Annotated in this window: 13 protein-coding genes; 7 read left to right on the top strand and 6 right to left on the bottom strand. The window is 68.4% G+C overall.

The window, feature by feature from the left end; all coding sequences use genetic code 11:
- Positions 1–55: 55 nt before the first annotated feature.
- The gene (locus WMF36_RS04940) at positions 56–1,522 is read right to left on the bottom strand and encodes a PQQ-dependent sugar dehydrogenase (protein WP_437578451.1); all 1,467 of its coding nucleotides are present in this window, start codon (positions 1,520–1,522) and stop codon (positions 56–58) included.
- Positions 1,523–1,573: 51 nt separating this feature from the next.
- Between WMF36_RS04940 and WMF36_RS04945 the strand changes: the two genes are divergently transcribed.
- The 3 genes from WMF36_RS04945 to WMF36_RS04955 are packed head-to-tail and all read left to right on the top strand — an operon-like array spanning position 1,574 to position 4,685.
- Positions 1,574–2,386 (top strand): EboA domain-containing protein, encoded by an 813-nt coding sequence (locus WMF36_RS04945; protein WP_437578452.1) that lies wholly within the window; start codon positions 1,574–1,576, stop codon positions 2,384–2,386.
- A 23-nt stretch (positions 2,387–2,409) separates the two neighbouring features.
- Positions 2,410–3,294: a TatD family hydrolase gene (locus WMF36_RS04950; protein WP_437578453.1), complete on the top strand. Its 885-nt coding sequence runs from the start codon at positions 2,410–2,412 to the stop codon at positions 3,292–3,294.
- A gap of 11 nt (positions 3,295–3,305) precedes the next feature.
- Positions 3,306–4,685: an alkaline phosphatase family protein gene (locus tag WMF36_RS04955; RefSeq protein WP_437578454.1), complete on the top strand. Its 1,380-nt coding sequence runs from the start codon at positions 3,306–3,308 to the stop codon at positions 4,683–4,685.
- Between the two features lie 8 nt (positions 4,686–4,693).
- On the opposite strand, the gene WMF36_RS04960 is transcribed toward WMF36_RS04955, so the two are convergent.
- The 4 genes from WMF36_RS04960 to WMF36_RS04975 form a co-directional block, all read right to left on the bottom strand.
- Complete coding sequence (locus WMF36_RS04960) at positions 4,694–6,316, bottom strand: hypothetical protein (RefSeq protein WP_437578455.1); 1,623 nt, start codon at positions 6,314–6,316, stop codon at positions 4,694–4,696.
- 117 nt (positions 6,317–6,433) lie between these two features.
- Entirely contained in the window at positions 6,434–7,315 is an 882-nt protein-coding gene (locus WMF36_RS04965) for a UbiA family prenyltransferase (RefSeq protein ID WP_437578456.1), read from the bottom strand.
- A gap of 2 nt (positions 7,316–7,317) precedes the next feature.
- Positions 7,318–8,754 carry a metabolite traffic protein EboE gene (gene eboE / locus WMF36_RS04970; protein WP_437578457.1) on the bottom strand — a complete coding sequence of 479 codons (1,437 nt, stop codon included), beginning with the start codon at positions 8,752–8,754 and terminating at the stop codon, positions 7,318–7,320.
- Positions 8,751–9,980 carry a 3-dehydroquinate synthase gene (locus WMF36_RS04975; protein ID WP_437578458.1) on the bottom strand — a complete coding sequence of 410 codons (1,230 nt, stop codon included), beginning with the start codon at positions 9,978–9,980 and terminating at the stop codon, positions 8,751–8,753. The genes eboE and WMF36_RS04975 overlap by 4 nt, the downstream gene beginning before the upstream one ends.
- 255 nt (positions 9,981–10,235) lie before the next feature.
- Between WMF36_RS04975 and WMF36_RS04980 the strand changes: the two genes are divergently transcribed.
- From WMF36_RS04980 to WMF36_RS04995, 4 genes are all read left to right on the top strand, one after another.
- Positions 10,236–10,838: a polysaccharide biosynthesis/export family protein gene (locus WMF36_RS04980; protein ID WP_437494751.1), complete on the top strand. Its 603-nt coding sequence runs from the start codon at positions 10,236–10,238 to the stop codon at positions 10,836–10,838.
- 2 nt (positions 10,839–10,840) lie between these two features.
- Positions 10,841–12,322, top strand: a complete 1,482-nt coding sequence (locus WMF36_RS04985; RefSeq protein ID WP_437578459.1) for an oligosaccharide flippase family protein — start codon at positions 10,841–10,843, stop codon at positions 12,320–12,322.
- 175 nt (positions 12,323–12,497) lie between these two features.
- On the top strand, positions 12,498–13,832 hold the full coding sequence (locus tag WMF36_RS04990) for a nucleotide sugar dehydrogenase (RefSeq protein ID WP_437578460.1): 1,335 nt from the start codon (positions 12,498–12,500) through the stop codon (positions 13,830–13,832).
- Between the two features lie 363 nt (positions 13,833–14,195).
- On the top strand, positions 14,196–15,890 hold the full coding sequence (locus WMF36_RS04995; protein ID WP_437578461.1) for a SpoIIE family protein phosphatase: 1,695 nt from the start codon (positions 14,196–14,198) through the stop codon (positions 15,888–15,890).
- A gap of 12 nt (positions 15,891–15,902) precedes the next feature.
- Here the strand turns inward: WMF36_RS04995 and WMF36_RS05000 are convergent, their stop codons facing one another.
- Complete coding sequence (locus tag WMF36_RS05000) at positions 15,903–17,303, bottom strand: hypothetical protein (RefSeq protein ID WP_437578462.1); 1,401 nt, start codon at positions 17,301–17,303, stop codon at positions 15,903–15,905.
- Positions 17,304–17,318: the final 15 nt, after the last annotated feature.

The following is a 17,318-nucleotide window of genomic DNA, read 5'->3' on the forward strand; positions in this document are numbered from 1 at the left end:
CGGAGAGCGTGAACCGATGACAAACGGCGTTACGGTGCTGCGTCCGCGGAGCGCCCTATTCCGGATCGATCCGGAAAATCGTGCCTCCATAGGAGACGATGTAGAGCTCGCCCGCGGCGTCCTCGCCGAAGGAGGCGAGGCCTTCGATGGTGCTCACGGAGTCGAGATCCTGGCTGAGCGACGTCCCCAGCTCGGTCGGCATCGCGGGCGTGGCGACACCGTCCTTCCACGTGAACATCCACACCCTGTCCGATGCGAAATCGCCGTACAGGTACTTCCCACGGAGCGCGGGGATCTTGCTGCCGCGGTAGACATAACCGCCTGTCACGGAGCCATCGCCGTTGTCGTGATCAAATCGCTTGACCGGCGGCGTGATCGCCGGCGAAGCGCAGCCCGGCGCCTGGCCGTCCTTCAGGCATGTCGCCCCCTCGGTGACGCTCCATCCGTAGTTCTTGTTGCCCTGTCCGCGCGGCTCGATGTTGATCTCCTCGAACAAGCGCCCACCGACATCTCCGATGTAGAGGTCGCCTCGGCAGCGGTCGAAGCTGAAGCGCCAGGGGTTGCGCAGCCCGTAATCCCATACGTAGGGGTCTCCACCGGAGACGTTCCCGGCAGGCGGCGTCGGATGGTTGTTGACGTCCAGACGAAGGATCTTGGCGTACTTCACCTCGATGTTCTGCCCGTTGTTGTCCGGGTCCGGGTTCGAGCTGTCCCCGCCGCCGTCGCCGACGCCTACGTAGAGCATTCCATCGGGACCGAACGCGAGCATCCCGCCGTTGTGGTTGCCCACCAGGACCGGGATCGAGAAGAGCGTGTTTTGATCCTTCTCCTCCTGCCCCTGCTGCGGCTCAGCCTGGTCCGGGTTGGTCGCTGAACGCTTGAACTCTCGGAGGGCCAGCGTCCGTGACCTCGTGTTGTGGTAGACGAAGAACCTTCCGTTGGTCGCGTATTGCGGGTGAAACGCGAGCCCGAGGAGCCCTCGTTCATCCTGGTCGTACTGGACCTGCTGGACGTCCGCTGTGATATCGAGGAACGGGGCGCTCTGCAGCACGCCTCCGGTGATGAGCCGGATGGTTCCGCCCTGCTCCACCACGTAGAGTCGGCTGGGGTCTTCCGGCTCGCTCGTCACGAAGAGGGGATGACTCAGGCCGCTGGCCACCTCGGTGAGCTTGAGCGGCGGCACGGTCCCGCCCGGCTCGTCGCACTCGATTGTCCCATGCCCGCCTGCGCCGGTTCCGGTCGCAGGGCCGGCTCCCGCCCCCGTCGTTCCACTCGTGGCCGGACCGGCTCCGCTGCCAGTCGTGGGGGTGCCCGTGCCCGTGCCCGTGCCCGCGCTTGTGCCCGTGCTCGCGCCCGTGGTAGCGCCGCCGCCGGTGCCGGTTCCGCCAGGACCGGCTCCTCCGCTGCCCCCTGATCCTGGTCCGGCGTCGTTGCCCCCGCAGCCATTCAAGGTGAAGCTCAGACCGACGACGGCGGCTGCGATGGGCACGAAAGACAAAAGGAAACGCTTCTGGTCCATCATGGCTTAGGAGACTATCCGAAGCGCGCGCCCCTTGGTATAACTTTCCACCTCATGGCGCCGCGTCTGCGGCTTCCCACGCCGCCGGGACCGGTGAACGCGATTACAATGCAAGACCCTTCCCTACCGCTGCTCGAGATCCTGTCACGCCGGATTCCTCCTGCGGCCGGCTCCTGGCGAGAGCGCGCCGAACAGGTGACCGGGATTGGCGTGCGACGTGGCGAGGTGCCTGACGCAGGGGCGAACGAGACGTCTACCTGGTTCGATCGTGACCGCTTCCTGTCGACGTTCACTGCCGCCGCGCGGGTGCTTGGCAAGACGCCGCTCGGGCTCCACGCCGACGAGCGGGACGCCCTGGAAGCTGCGGGGGCCGCCAGAACGGTGGATGGCTGGCTGCTGGACGAGCTCGGCCGGGTCACCATGCTGGCGCTTGTGTCGAGGCGCCTGCCCGCAACGGAGCTCGAACAGCTGCTCTCGATTGGCTACCAGCAGGGCGACAGCCGGGAGCGGCAGGCGCTCCTGCGGGCCCTGCCGTTCGTGACTGGAGCGGAGCGCTTCCTCCCGCTCGCGGTCGATGCGTGTCGCACGAACGAGCTGCCTGTCTTCGAGGCGATCGCCTGCGAGAACCGTTACCCGGCGGCGTATTTTCCGGAGCTCAATTTCAACCAGATGGTCCTCAAGGCCATGTTCATCGGCGTGGCGCTCGCGCGGATCGTCGGCCTGGAACAGCGGCGGTCGAGCGAGCTCGCCAGGATGGCGGAGGACTTCGCGAGTGAGCGGAGGGCGGCTGGCCGGAGCGTTCCGGCCGACATCGGCCTGCTCTCCCCGGAGCACGAGCACGAGCGCGCAACTCGGATCCCTGAGTGAGGCCGCGCGAGGCGGAGAGACAAGTGAAGCTATTCGATCCCCATATCCACATGACATCGCGGACGACCGACGACTACCAGGCGATGGCCGATGCCGGCATCGTCGCCGTCCTCGAGCCCGCGTTCTGGCTCGGTCAGCCGAGGGCGCACGTCGGCACGTTCGAGGACTACTTCGCGTCCCTGCTCGGCTGGGAGCGCTTCCGGGCCAGCCAGTTCGGCATCCGCCACCTCTGCACGCTCGCGCTCAACCCGAAGGAGGCCAACAACCCCCGCGTGGCGCAGGGCGTCATCGATCTCTTGCCGCGCTATCTCGACAAGGAGGGCGTGGTCGCGGTCGGCGAGATCGGGTTTGACGACATGACGCCCGAGGAAGAGAAGTACTTCGTCCAGCAGGTCGAGCTCGCGCGAGAGCACGATCTTCCCGTCCTCGTGCACACGCCGCACCGCGACAAGAAGCGGGGAACCGAGCGGACGCTCGCCCTGGTGCGGGAGCTCAAATTCCCCGAGGAGCGCGTGCTCATCGATCACAACAACGAGGAGACGCTGCCGCTCGTGCTCGCGACCGGCTGCTGGGCCGGTCACTCCATCTACCCGAACACGAAGATGGACGAAGACCGGATGGTCGCGCTGGTCAAGAAATACGGCGCGGAGCGGATCCTGATCAACAGCGCGGCGGACTGGGGCGTGAGCGATCCCTTGAAGGTGCCGAAGACGGCGGCGCGGATGCGCGAGAACGGCATCGCGGACGAGGTGATCGAGCGGATCGTCTGGAAGAACCCGCTCGCCTTCTTCGCCCAGAGCGGCCGGCTCGACCTCGCGGAGTTCGGCGAGGCGCCTGCGGTGGACCAGCGCGCGCTGTTCGAGGGGAACTCGGTCTTGCGCGGGCAGGCCCCCATCGTGCAGAGCTGACGAGCACACTTATGCACCGCACCGTCGTCCTCAACGTCGTCGGGCTCACCGGCGAGCTCCTCGGCGACGCCACGCCGAACCTGCAGCGGCTCGCGCGAGAAGGCGTGATGCGCCCTCTGGAGACCGTGTTGCCTGCGGTCACCTGCACGGTCCAGTCGACCTTCACGACAGGCCTCCTTCCGAGCGGGCACGGCTGCGTCGCGAACGGCTGGTACTTCCGCGAGATCGCCGAAGTGAACCTGTGGCGCCAGGCGAACCAGCTCGTGGCGGGGGAGAAGATCTGGGAGGCTGCGCGCCGCCGCGATCCGACGTTCACCTGCGCCAAGCTGTTCTGGTGGTACAACATGTACAGCTCGGCGGATTATGCGGTGACGCCGAGGCCGATCTACTTGGCGGACGGGCTCAAGCTGCCGGACATCTACACCGACCCGGCGTCATTGCGCGATGAGCTCGTCTTCCGGCTGGGTGAATTCCCGCTCTTCAATTTCTGGGGTCCGAACGCGGACATCCGATCGACGGAGTGGATCGCGCGGTGCGCGCGCCATGTGTACGACACGCGGCGGCCGACGTTGACGCTCGTCTACCTCCCGCACCTCGACTACAACTTGCAGCGGCTGGGACCGGATCATCCCGCGATCAAGGAGGATCTCCGCGCCGTGGATGCCGTATGCGGCGAGCTGATCGACCACGTGCGCAAGGACGGAGCGCGGGTGATCGTCCTGTCCGAATACGGTATCGTGCGAGTCTCTCGCGCAGTTCATATCAACCGCGTACTTCGAGCTCATGGATTCCTGCGGGTCCGCGTCGAGCGTGGATTGGAGAAGCTCGACGCCGGGGCGTCCGATGCCTTTGCTGTGGCAGACCATCAGGTAGCGCACATCTATGTACGGAGCCCGCATCGCGTCGGAGAGGTGAGAGAGCTGATCGAGCGACTTCAGGGAGTGGACACCGTGTTGGGTCAGGAAGAGAAGCGTGCTGCCGGGTTGGATCACGAACGCTCGGGCGAGCTCGTGGCGATCGCCAAGGAGGACAGCTGGTTTACTTACTACTACTGGCTTGATGACGAGAAAGCGCCGGAATTTGCGCGTACTGTCGACATCCACCGGAAGCCCGGTTATGATCCTGTAGAGCTGTTCCGGGATCCGGCGTTGTCGATGATTCCTTTGCGAGTAGCCTGGACGCTGCTGAAGAAGAAGCTCGGTTACAGGTACTTGATGAATGTGATCCCGCTCAACGCCTCTCTGGTGAGAGGATCCCACGGGCGATTGACAGATCGGGCCGAGGCGATGCCGCTGTTCATTTCGACGGAGCCCGGGGATTTGCCGTCTGTTGTGCCCGCGGGTCTGGTCAAGGAGCTCGTCCTACGACACCTCTTTCTAGAGCATCTGTGATGCGGGACTTACGGCGCCAGTTTGGCAACGACGATGTCGTGCTCTCCCAAAGATTCGTGAACGCCGGTTCCGAAATCTATCACCCCTGAGTTGCTTCCTGCGATGACGAGGGCGTCGGTGGACGGGTCAGCGACGACCGCTCGTCCGTGCTGGGCGTTCTGATTTGTGAGCACCCTGCTCCAGTGGTGCTTTCCAGCGTCGTCGAATTTTGCGACGAATAAATCGGGTGCGTCTCGGGTCTCGATCTCACCATCGCCGAAATCGATTGATTGAAACGCATAGCCAGTCATGACGATGTTGTCAGACGTGTCGCTGGTGACGCTGGTCGCGCTGTCATGTCCACCGCCACCGAAGGAATGATTCCAAAGGCAGAATCCTCGCGGGCTGAACTGAACGAGGAGAACGGCACTGGAGTCGTCGCGCGGATCCAGCGCTCCACAGCCCCAGTCGAGCACTTCGCTGAAACGTCCTGCGATTGTGAAATTGTTTCTTGAATCGGTGGTGATTCCGAACATATCGCACTCCCGACAGTAGAGCCCCGCGATCGGGGTTCCGGTGCTGTCGAGCTTGGCGAAGAAGCCGTTATCTTGAAAAATTCTCTCTCTGAGCGAGAATGAACCCAGGTTGACAGATCCGTTGAACGTCCCTGTGATGATGATGTTGTCGGACGAATCGACTACTATTTTCGTCCCTATTTGATCGGCGTCGTCTTCCCCGGAGGCATCCCCGATCGACGTGCTCCACTGATGCGAGCCATTCGCCATGCTGTAGCGCGCGATGAATATGTCTTCACGCTTGCTCGTGAACGTTGGACCGCCGAAGCTCGTCGTCCCTTGGAATGTTCCGACGACCAAGACGTCCCCGTCCGAGCGAACAGTGATCCCGTTGGCCAGTTGTGCTTGGTCGTCGCCGAACTGCACCGCCCACATGCGCTCTCCGGCCTGGTCGAACGCGGCCACCAAAGCATCAGTGTCACCCTGCGTGGACAAAATCTGGCCATCAATAGTGATGGAGTTGCTGAAGCTGCCGGATACTACGATGTTTCCCGGGGAGTCGACGGCGATATCGGTGATGAGTCCTGGCAAGCTTCGGGCCCAGATGACTGTACCGGCGCTGTCGAGCTTCGCGATGAAGTAGCCTTTTCCACCCCCGGAGGTCAGGGATTCTGCGCCGATGTTAAGCGTGTCGGTGAATGTGCCCAGCAGGAAGATGTTGCCCTTCCCGTCTATCGCGAGCTTGACTGGAATCTCATCGCTCGTTGAACCGTAACTCTTGCTCCACAGGGCGTCACTGCACGGAACACCGTCACAATCCTCGTCTCCATGCTGGCTGCAGACCTCTGTGGCCTGTGGAAGGACCTCGCCGATACAGTCGCCGTAGCCGCTACCGTCTTCCCGGCAGGTCTTCGTTCCAGCCTGGCACAGCCCGTGTTCTTCCGTCCCCTGGGGACCATTGTAGCAGGTGGCCGTCGTCCTGGGCTCGCACGCCTGGTCGCTGGGCGGATCCCCGTTCCCTGAGGGGTCAGCATCATGGAACTCGTCCAGCCCGAGAACGACCGCGCAGCCTGCGCTCATCAAGAGGTGAAGTAACGCAATACAAATCAGGCGGTGCGATCCTGGTGTCGTTCTCACGAATTCTCCTGTTCTGTATCAGGTTTAAGTCACAGGCGCCCGCATGGCCCCTTGGCGGTGAGGTGCGGCCGGTATCGTTGTGTCGCCGATGGATCTGAGCGTATCCCGGCGCCCGCCTCACGTCCCCCGCACCACCCGCTGCATCGCCAGCGTCAGCGGAAATCCCATCAGCGCCAGCGCCGCGGCGCCGCCGGCGCCCGGCGCTCCGCTCTTCGCGATGAGCACCGCGTCGAGCAGCGATATCCCCGCGATGAGCGTCACCACGGCGCGCGGGATCCGGTCCTTCCGCGTCCCCCGCAGCAGCCTCACGGCGTGGATCACGCAGCCCGCGAGCGCGCCGTACGCGATCGTCCCCACCAGCCCCGTGAGCGGCGCCCCGATCGTGGAGAGGAACGGCACCGCCATGAAGCCGAGCGCCCACAGGCTGCGCACGGCCAGCAGATTCTCCTGCTTCGCGATCGCCGTCAGCCCGATCAGATAGAAGAGCAGCGCCACCCCTCCTCCGATCACCGCGCTCCCGAGCTGCCCCCCCGCCGCGAGCGCCGCCGTCGCATAGACCAGCACGCGGCACAGCCCCATGAGCGCCGGGCTCAGCGGATTCCCCTTGTGCCAGGCGTCGTACAGCACGATCGCCCCCGCGAGGAGCGCGCTCGCCACGATCGGCGCCGCGCCCCGGCCCTCCAGGTACGCGTGGCCCCCCACGAGCAGCACCCCCGCGCCGAGCAGGCCGTACCCCACCGCGAACACCTCGCGGGCGCTCACCAGCCCGGACGGGATCGGCCGCTCGGGGCGCTCACGCGCGTCGATCTCCCGGTCGAACGCGTCGTTCAGGAACATGCCGCCCACGTACATCAGCGACACAGCGAGCCCCACCAGCGCCACCTCGGGCGCCCGCAGGCCGGACCCCGCCAGCGCCATGCCGCACAGCACGTTCGTCCAGACCGTGGGCAGGTTCGAGACGCGGCCTAGCCGCAGATACACCCGCGCGCGTGAGCTCATGGTCAGACCTCCTCTCCGCCACCCGCGCCGAGGACGCCGCCGCGAGCGTCGCCTCCGCTGACCGCGCCGGCACCGGCGCCGCCGCTCCCTTCCACCACCATCCGTTCCTCCACCCAGCGGAGCTCCCTCGCCACCGCCTCGACCAGGCCGCCGCGCCGCTGATCCTCCGGCAGGACATCCCAGGTGTAGGTCTCCACCTCGAGGTGCTGCGTCGCGGGCAACTCTCGCAGGTGAGATAAAAGCGTCGCAAGCTCCGGCTGCGTCGTCGCGAGCGCGCCCTCGATCCCCCGGAAGATCGGCATGTGGAAGTGGATACGCCACTCCTCCGGCCGCGCCTCCGTCGACGCCGCCCCCGCGCCCTCGAGCGCCGACAGCGCGTCGGGCAGATCCAGGTAGCGAACGAGCTCGCCTGCGCCCGCGCGCCGCTCGACGACCTGGTGCAGGTAGACGATGTCCGCCGCATACGCGCGCAGCCTCGCCATCGTCGCCGGATCGCGCTCCGCCACGCGCGCGCGCAGCCCGGCGCTGATCTGCACCTTGTGCACGCCGATGCCCGCCGCGCGGAGCGCCGCGAGCGACGCCGGCGCGTCCTCGAACTCCACCGCCATGTGGCACGCATCGAAGCAGAGGCCGAGGTGCGTGTGCAGCGCCTCCTCCGCGTCCGGCAGGCTCATCCCGGCCAGCGCCGAGAGCTCCCGCGCGCGCTCCCGCGCGAACACGTGATCGGTGAAGAAGGCGATGGCCTCGGGCGTCGTCTCGAGGAAGCAGCACGGCTCCGGCTCGAGCGCCAGCGCGACGCGCTTGCCCGTGCGGCGGCGGAGCTCGACGAGGTGCGCCGCGTGCTTGACCAGCCGCCGCGCCATCGCCTCCGCGTCCTCCCGCCCGCGCACCCGCGGCCTGAACGCGCCGGGCACGGTGCTGACGCTCCCCATCAGGCCCTCCTCGGCCGGCAGCAGCGCGGCGAGGAGCGTCGCGAGGAGATCGCTGTACGCGAGGCGCTCGTCGTCCAGCCAGTCCGGCAGGTACACGCGCTCCTTCACCGGCGCGCCGTGGAACCGGCCGTAGGGGAAGCCGTTCAGCGTGAACACGTACAGGCCGTTTCGTTCGAGAAAATCGCGGAACGCCTCGAGCTCCGCCGGCGCCGCGAGCTCCGCCGCCGCCCTCGCCGAGAGCCGTAGCCCCACCCCGCAGCGGCGTCGCTCGCCGGGCCCGGTGCGCTCCACCCCGCCGCCTCCGCCCGCCCCGCCCGGTCCGCCTCCGCCCGCCCCGCCCGGTCCGCCGCCGCCGCGCGGCTGCGCGCCCTCCCGCCCTCCGGCCGCGCGCGACCAGATCTCGAGCAGGTGCGTCTCCAGGCTCTGCTTCACCTCCGCCCACGTCTCGCCCGGGTGGATGTTCGTGCAGTACGTCAGGTGCGGCGCTCCCGCGCACGCGAGCCTCATGATCGCGCCGCCCCGGCCGCCCCGGCCACGCCGGCCGCCACCAGCGCGCCCCGCCGCCCGGCGCGCTCGCGGAGCCGCGCGATCGCCGCGACGATGTGCCGCTCCTCCATCGCGTGCACCTCGCGCGCGCGCCCCACGTCCTCGAGCAACGTCACCGTGAGCTCTCCGCCGAGGTGCTCGCGGAACTCGTCCAGCCCGTCGAGCACGCAGAGCCGCTCGCCCCGCTCGTCGCCCGGCCGCGTGAGCGCGAGCGCGTCGTCCCACAGCGCGAAGCCGAGCGCCTCGAGCGTCGAGAGCACCGCGGCCGACGTCGACTCGCTGCAAAGGCCGGCCAGCTCGGCGTAGAGGGTGTCGAGCGCGATCCCGATCGCGACCGCCTCGCCGTGCCGGAGCCGGTGCTTCGTGAGCGACTCGAGCTTGTGCGCGGCCCAGTGCCCGAAATCGAGCGGCCGCGCGCTCCCGAGCTCGAACGGATCGCCCGCGCTCGCGATGTGCTGGAGGTGGATCTCCGCCGAGCGACGCACCAGCTCCGCGAGCGGCCCGACCGAGCCCGACGCGAGCGCGGGCGCATGCTCGGACAGCCACGAGAACAGCCTCGCGTCCCGGATCAGCGCGACCTTCACCGCCTCCGCCATCCCGGCCACCTTGTCGCGCAAGGGCAGCGTCTCCAGAAAGCGCGGGTCGATGATCACCGCGAACGGCGGGGCGAACGTGCCGAGCAGGTTCTTCTTCCCGAACGCGTTGACGCCGTTCTTCACGCCGACGCCGGAGTCGGCCTGCGCGAGCACCGTGGTCGGGATGCGCACGACCCGCACGCCGCGGTGCACCGTCGCGGCCGCGTAGCCGGCCATGTCGAGCACCGCGCCCCCGCCGACGATCATCACGAACGACTGCCGATCCATCCCCAGCGCGTCGAGCCTCGCCTGCAGCGCCTCCGTCGCCGCGGCGTCGTTCTTCACCGCCTCGCCGCCGGGCACCACGATCGGCTCGGCCGCGAGCGCGAGCCGATCCGCGTGCGCGTCCACGTACCGCGCGATGTCCTCCGCGAGCGACGGCCACGCCGCGGCGACGCCGCCGTCGATCACCGGCAGCACCCGGTGACGCCGGCGCGGCTCCTTCGACGCGACGGCGGACGCAAGGTCGCCGTTGCGCGGCGAAAAGACGCCGTTCGTGAGATAGACGGGGTACTCGAAGGGGACGGTGATCCGTTGGAGATGAAGCAGCATCAAAGCCGAGCTTTGAGAGCAGTCATCGGGCCGTCAAGTTGGTTCCTCGCCGAGGATCCCGCGTCCTGCCGCAGCATGAAAACTTCCCCTTGGCGGCGGACGGCCTTCCTGCAATGCTGGCGCCGCTCGTGAGCTGCGCGGCCGCGCGGCCGTGATCGCCTCGTAAGCGCAACCCCGTACTGCCTGACATCCTCCTCAATGCAGACGCCCATGGAAGGCACAGCCCGTCCCACGAAACGGTCCTTCATGAGAGGAGTGCTTTTGACAGCAGCGGCAGGCCTCGCCCTCGCCGCGCTCTCCGCCGGGTGTGCGCCCACGTACGTCTACAACCCGGCGAACTACGCGAAGGAGTACGACCCGCGCAAGCACGAGTACGTGATCGGGGTGGGGGACCAGCTCCGGGTCAACGTGTGGCGCATGGCCGACCTGTCGAGCGAAGCGCTGGTCAGGGCCGACGGCTTCATCACGATGCCGCTCATCGGCGACCTCTACGTGGCCGGCAGGACCCCGACCCAGGTGCGCGAGGAGATGAAGAAGCGGCTCACCGAGTTCGTGAAGGACGAGACGGCCGTGATCACCGTCGCCGTGACCGGCATCAACAGCTACCGGTTCGTGGTCAGCGGCAACGTCGCGCGCACCGGCATCTTCAACTCGAACTACTTCGTCTCCGTCTCCGAGGCGCTCGCGATGGCCGGCGGTCCAAACCAGTTCGCCTCGACCGATCAGATCCTGCTCATCCGCATGGATAGCCCGGGCAAGTTCCGGCACATCCCCATCAACTACGACGATATCGCCTCGCGCAAGCGGCCCGAGCAGGACCTCGTGCTCAAGTCCGGCGATACCATCTTCGTGCCCTGATCGTGGCCGGCTCCTCCGCGCTCGCCCGCAAGGCCGTCCTCGGCGCGGTCTGGACGATCGCGACAGGGCTCGGCTCGCGCGTGATCGGCCTGATTGGCACCCTCGTGCTCACCCGGTTCATCGCGCCGGACGTGTACGGCGAGGTCTCGGCCGCCTCCGTCGTCATCATGACGGCGCATTTCGTGTCGAGCCTCGGGATCGGCCAGTACATCGCCTCGAGGCCCGAGCTCGACCGCCAGACCGTCTTCAACGCCACCATCTATTTCCATGTGGCGGGCCTGCTCGCCATCAGCGTCGTGTACCTCCTCCGGGAGCCGATCGCCGTGCACCTCGTCGGCGCGCCCGGGATGCTCGAGTTCATGCCCTGGCTCATCGTCGCGATGATCATCGATCGGCTCTGGTACATCCCCGATCGCCTGCTCATCCGCGAGATGCGCTTCCGCAGCGTCAGCCTCCGCAACGCGGCCGGCGAGCTCACCTACACCGCGGCGTCGGTCGTCCTCGCCATGCGCGGCTGGGGGGGGAACGCCATCGTGGTCGCGACGGTCCTGCGCGCCGTCGTGCGCGTGATCACGACGGTCCCGGCGGTGAAGCTCGCCGAGTGGCTGACGCCGAGCCCGCTGTCGCGCGAGAAGGCGCGCGACCTGTTCGCCTTCGGCATCCCGCTCAACTTCGGGTCGCTGGCGAACTTCGGGGCCTCGAAATGGGACAACCTCGTCATGATCCGCCTCTTCGGCGAGCACGTCGGCGGCCTCTACAACCTCGCGTGGAACCTCGCCGACATCCCGGCCTCGCAGGTCGGCGAGCGCATCGGCGACGTGCTCGTCCCGTCGTTCTCGAAGATCGAGCCGGAGCAGCGCAAGGTCGCCCTCGTCCGCGCGCTCACCCTGCTCTCGCTCCTCATCTTCCCGCTCGCCATCGGCCTCGGCGCGGTCGCCCCGACGATCCTCAACGACACGTTCTTCAACGAGGCCTGGGAGCCGGCCGGCCCGCTCCTCGCCGTGCTGTCGGCGCTCGGCGTCACCCGTCCGATCGGCTGGGTCATGTCCTCGTACCTGCAGGTCTACGGCCGGACGCGGGCGATCATGGTTTTGGAGTGGCTCAAGGTGATCGCCATCATCGGCGGCATCGCGCTGCTCGGCTCGATCGGCGGCGTCCTCTGGGCGTGCGGCGGGGTCGGCGTTGCGTTCGGGGTCCACGCCCTGGGGAGCCTCTGGGTGGTGAAGCGCGCCGACGGCGTGCCGTACATGCGGCTCGTGCGCCCGCTGATCCGCCCGCTCGTCGCGTGCCTGCCCATGGTCGCCGCCGTGCTCGCCGTCCGCTACGGCATGCGCTCGCTCGGCGAGCTGCCCCGCGGCTTCCGCCTCGGCGCCGAGGTGGTCGCGGGCGGGCTGGTCTTCGCCGGCTCCGCGCTGATCCTCGCGCGGCAGGCGTCGCGCGACTTCCTCCAGCTCGCCCGCGAAGCGGTGCGCCGCCGTCGATGAGGTGGAGTCCATGTCGCCGGCCGACCCTCACGAGGAGGCCCTTTCCCGGCGCTCGTGGGAACCTTTTCGACACTCGAGCGAATTTTGGGGGCCTGTGGTAGCGTCGGGCCCCTCTCTTCGAACATGGGTCGGGATCCGCGTGGCGGCTCCCCTCCACCACTGGAGATAAACGGATATGGCAGAGACGCATCCCGCTGCGGTCGAGAGCCTCCTGGCCAAGATCACCTCGCACGAAGCCCAGGTGGGCATCATCGGCATGGGCTATGTCGGCCTGCCGCTGGCGCTCACGTTCATCGAGAAAGGCTTCCGCGTGCTGGGGTTCGACGTCGACCCGGCGAAGGTCACCGCGCTCGGCGAGGGGAAGAGCTACATCAAGCACCTCGACCCTTCGCGCGTCGCGGCGGCCTCCAAGACGGGTCGACTCGAGGTGACGGCGGATTTCGGGCGGCTCGGCGAGCCCGACGCCATCCTCATCTGCGTTCCCACCCCGCTGACCGCCCAGCGGGAGCCCGACATGAGCTACGTCGTCGGCTCGGCCCAGAAGATCAAGGAGCGGCTGCGGAAGGGGCAGCTCATCGTCCTCGAATCCACCACGTACCCCGGCACGACCGATGAGCTCGTCCTGGGCATCCTCGAGCAATCAGGCCTGCGCATGGGTGAGGATTTCTATCTCGCCTTCTCGCCCGAGCGCGAGGACCCGGGCAACCGCGATCACAGCACAGCGACCATCCCGAAGGTCGTCGGCGGCGTCGATCGCGCGTCGCTGGTCCTCTCGCAGGCGCTCTATTCCCAGGCGATCGCCCGCGTCGTGGCCGTCTCGTCGGCGCGCGCGGCCGAGGCGGCGAAGCTGACCGAGAACATCTTCCGGGCGATCAACATCGCCCTCGTGAACGAGCTCAAGGTCGTCTACGACGCCATGGGCATCGACGTCTGGGAGGTGCTCGACGCCGCCGCGACAAAGCCGTTCGGCTTCATGCGGTTCAACCCGGGCCCGGGCTGGGGCGGCCACTGCATCCCGCTCGACCCGTTCTACCTCGCCTGGAAGGCGCGCGAGTTCGGCGTGTCCACGAAGTTCATCGAGCTCGCGGGCGAGGTGAACGTCGAGATGCCGCACTACGTCGTCGACAAGCTCCAGCTCGGGCTCAACGACCGCGGCAAGGCGATGAAGGGCACGAAGGTCCTGCTCCTCGGCGTCGCCTACAAGAAGGACATCGACGATCCGCGCGAGAGCCCCGCGTTCGAGATCATCGAGCTCCTGCGGCGGCTCGGCGCCGTGCTCAGCTACCACGACCCGCACGTGCCCAAGCTGCCCCGCATGCGCACCTGGCCGCACCTGCCGGAGCTCGCGTCGCTCCCGCTCAACGAGGACACCCTCAAGAGCCACGACGCGGTCCTCCTCGTCACCGATCACTCCGTGGTCGATTACGACCTGGTGCTCAAGCACGCCGCCCTGATCGTCGACACCCGCGGCGTCTACCGCGCGGCGCAGCCCAAGGTCATCAAGGCCTAGCGGAGGGCGCCCCGAGCGGCACGCCTGCGCTCCGCCTTGCCTTGCCCGTACGAGCGCGCTCGATCCGCGTCGCCTGCCCGCGCGCGCCGCACCAGAGCGCGGCGGGCTTGGTGACCGGGCACCCATCGGCGGCGCCATCGCCTCGTCCGCGGTCCCGCACCGCAATGTGTCGCTCAACGCCCGCGCTGTGGGCGGCGCGGTGCGGGGACGCTCGCGGCGCGGGGAGGCTCACGGCCTCACCGATGCGGATCTCGCCGCGCTCGCGAAATCGCGAGCATCCCCTTGATGTCAGGGCGCCGGTTCGGTACCCATCGAGGACGGTCCATGTCCACGCCGCCGCCCATGGTCGGGCCAGGTCGAACGATGTCGCCTGCAGATGACAGCCTGGGCCCTGCGCCATCGAGCTCGGATTGGAAGGGCCACCTGGAGATCCGGCTCGGCGATCTCCCGGGGACCCGGCGGCCGCTGACGGAGTCTCACATCGTCATCGGCAGGGCGCCGGGCGTGCAGCTCACGCTCGACCACTACACCGTCTCCCGGCGCCACGCGGAGCTCTTCTGCGATCCGTTCGGCCGGTGGTGGATCCGCGATCTCGGCAGCACCAACGGCACGCTCGTCAACGACGAGCGGGTCAACGAGAAGGTGCTGAAGCCAGGGGATCGCATCGGGATCGGCGACTACGTCCTCGAGTTCCAGCTCACGGCGCGCGCCCCCCGCGTGCCGATCGAGCCGGGCGGGCTCCATTTCGAGGAGGACAAACCGACCGCGATCCGCAAGCTTGGCGAGCTCGACCCGCCGCGGATCGCGGCGAAGCACCTGTTCACCCTGATGGACCTGTCGCGGCGGCTCCTCAGCATCGAGGACGCCACGGATCGGTTCGACGCGCTCTGCCAGCTGATGGTCCGGGAGGACTTCCACGGCAGCATGGCGCTCGCGCTGCGGCTCCGGCAGAACGGCGCGCTGACGATCCTGTCCGGGCCGCACCGCCCGTTCCAGTCGCTCCGGCGCGAGGACTCCGTCGCCCCGCCGTACATCTCGCGCCGCGTGCTCGCGGCCGTGCAGGACACGCGCGAGCCGGTGCTCGCCGGCAACCTGGTGAGCGACAGCGCCACGGTCGAGCTCACGATGTCGCGCGACGTCATGGCGCTCTGGGTCGTCGCCTGTCCGCTGCGCGTCGAGGAGCAGCTGATGAACCTGCTCTACGTGACCCTGCCGCCCGACTTCGGCAGCGTCGAGTGGCTCGGGCTCATCGCGCTCGCGTCGGAGGTCTATCAGCAGGCCGAGTCGGCGTGGGAGGCGCGGCGCCACGCGCAGGCGCACGCGGCGATCGAGCGCGAGCTCGAGATGGCGCACCAGATCCAGCGGACGTTCGTCCCGAAGCGGCTGGAGTTCAAGGCGCTGGACGTGGCGCTCGGCTTCGAGCCGTGCCGGTGGGTCGGCGGCGACTACGTGGACATCGTCCCGATGCCGGACGGCCGCCTGATGCTCGCGGTGGCGGACGTCTGCGGCAAGGGGCTCCAGGCCGCGCTCATCGGGTCGAGCGTGCACACGATGGTGCGGGCGACGGTCGACGCGGGCCGCGGCATCACGGGCATGATGGATCGGCTGAACGCCTATCTCTGCGAGTACCTGCCCGAGCAGTCGTTCGTGACGATGGTGGCCGTCGCGCTCGACCCGGCGACGGGGCGCATGGAATGCGTCAACGCAGGGCACCCGCCGGCGCTCGTGGCGACCGCGGAGGGCGGCCTGCGCCACCTCCAGGCGGCGGTCAATCCGGCGCTCGGGATCGGCCTTGTGCCCATGGAGGCGCACCAGAGCGTGCTCGCGCCGGGCGAGGTGCTCGCGATGTACACCGACGGGCTCACCGAGCTGCGCAACTCGTCCAAGCAGATGCTCGGCCTGCACGCGCTCGGCACCGGCTTCGCCAAGCTGTGCGCCACGAACGCCGGCCGCCCGGTCGCGTCGATCGCCGACAAGCTCACGCACATGCTCGAGGAGTTCCGCGGCGATCAGCTGCCCGAGGACGACAGGGCCTTCCTCCTCGCGCGGCGCACCTGAGCGCCCTCGCGCTCAGGGCGCGGCGTCGCCGGCGGACGACGGCTCCGCGCCCTCGGTCGGCTCGATCGGCGTCGGCTCCCGGCGCGGCGCGCCCACGGGGCCCGCCGAGCCGAAGGGCTGGGTCATCGAGATGCGCGAGCCCGGCTCCATCCGCCGCGGGAACGCGCCCGACACGGACAGGAGGAGCGCGTTCCGGACGATGCGCGTGTCGGGGAGCTCCGCCGTCCTCGCCGCGGTGCGCTGGTTCGTGTGCTGGTACCGGAGCGCGAGCGCGAAGTCGGGGATCACGATGGGAGGGCTCCAGAGCAGCGCGACGTCGGTGAGCACGGCGATCGTGGTCGGCCCCGTCTCGAGCTCCCCGGCCGCGTTCGCCTCGAGAGGTTGCGCGATCTGACCGCCGGCCGAGCCCTCCACCGACAGGTGCCAGGCAGGGCGGAGGGGCGCGGCGGCGCGGAGCGTCAGCTGATGCGAGAGCTGGATCTGCTGCAGGAAGACGTTGGGCGTCGCCGAGTAGGCGTACGCGAGCTCGGCCTCGCCTCGGTCGTGCGTGTAGCGCAGCGCCGCGAGCCCCGCCGGCCGCACGAGCGAGTCGGCGCCGCCGGTCAGGTCCGTCGCGACGACCCCGCCGAGGTCGAGCTGGCTCGAGAAGCGGCGGCCGAGGTCGTGCTGCCAGCTCGCCACGAGCGTGGTCAGGAGCTGGTCGCGCGCCGTGGTCGTGTCCTCGGTCGCGGGATCGGTGTCGGTCACCGGGACGTTGTCGAAATGGGTGTAGCCGACCGAGAGCGCGAGGGCCGCGGTGTCGTGGCGGAAGATGCGCTGCGCGCTCAGCGTGTTCGCCGCGCTGTACGTGCGCTGCGGGCGATCCTGGAGCGGGTTGTAGACGAGGAACGTCGCCGCCTGCCCGAGCGCCCAGACCGGCGAGGCCTGGAACGAGAACCCCTCGTTGAACGACGCCTGCACGAAGTTCGTCGTCCCGCCCGCGGTGCCCTGGATCGTCGTGGTCCCCGGCGTCTGCTCCAGCTGGAAGGTGTTGAGCTGGCCCTGCGACCCGGCCGCGCCGAGCGTCAGCGACGTCCTCGGCGACGTGACGAAGCGGCCGGACCACATGGCCATGTTCGAGTACGAGCTCGCCTCCGAGTGCAGGAAGAAGAAGCTCGTCGAGAACGTGTAGGACAGCGTCTGCGCGGTCCGCGGCGTCGTGTAGGTGAAGATCAGGCCGGGGCTCGCGGTCCCGAAGCCGTCGGCGTCGGGGCCGGGCCCGGCCGGAGGCTCCGCCGCCGAGCTCACGTTGTCGGTGATGCCGATCGACCCGGTGAAGACGCCCTGGAGATAGGCGTCCTGCGCTCGGGCGTCGTCGTGGGTGAGGATCGCGCAGCCGAAGGCCGCGACCGCAATACCTCGTCCGGAGCGCATGAGGGTCGCAAGGTA

This window comes from Sorangium sp. So ce887 (assembly GCF_051521455.1).
In the GTDB taxonomy this organism is placed as follows: Bacteria; Myxococcota_A; Polyangia; order Polyangiales; family Polyangiaceae; genus Sorangium.

What these genes read in the sequence shown, in the direction of transcription:
- WMF36_RS04940 (WP_437578451.1), bottom strand. Translation starts at nt 1,522, where the DNA reads ATGATGGACCAGAAGCGTTTCCTTTTGTCTTTCGTGCCCATCGCAGCC.
- WMF36_RS04945 (WP_437578452.1), top strand. Translation starts at nt 1,574, where the DNA reads ATGGCGCCGCGTCTGCGGCTTCCCACGCCGCCGGGACCGGTGAACGCG.
- WMF36_RS04955 (WP_437578454.1), top strand. Translation starts at nt 3,306, where the DNA reads ATGCACCGCACCGTCGTCCTCAACGTCGTCGGGCTCACCGGCGAGCTC.
- WMF36_RS04965 (WP_437578456.1), bottom strand. Translation starts at nt 7,315, where the DNA reads ATGAGCTCACGCGCGCGGGTGTATCTGCGGCTAGGCCGCGTCTCGAAC.
- eboE (WP_437578457.1), bottom strand. Translation starts at nt 8,754, where the DNA reads ATGAGGCTCGCGTGCGCGGGAGCGCCGCACCTGACGTACTGCACGAAC.
- WMF36_RS04975 (WP_437578458.1), bottom strand. Translation starts at nt 9,980, where the DNA reads ATGCTGCTTCATCTCCAACGGATCACCGTCCCCTTCGAGTACCCCGTC.
- WMF36_RS04990 (WP_437578460.1), top strand. Translation starts at nt 12,498, where the DNA reads ATGGCAGAGACGCATCCCGCTGCGGTCGAGAGCCTCCTGGCCAAGATC.
- WMF36_RS04995 (WP_437578461.1), top strand. Translation starts at nt 14,196, where the DNA reads ATGTCGCCTGCAGATGACAGCCTGGGCCCTGCGCCATCGAGCTCGGAT.
- WMF36_RS05000 (WP_437578462.1), bottom strand. Translation starts at nt 17,303, where the DNA reads ATGCGCTCCGGACGAGGTATTGCGGTCGCGGCCTTCGGCTGCGCGATC.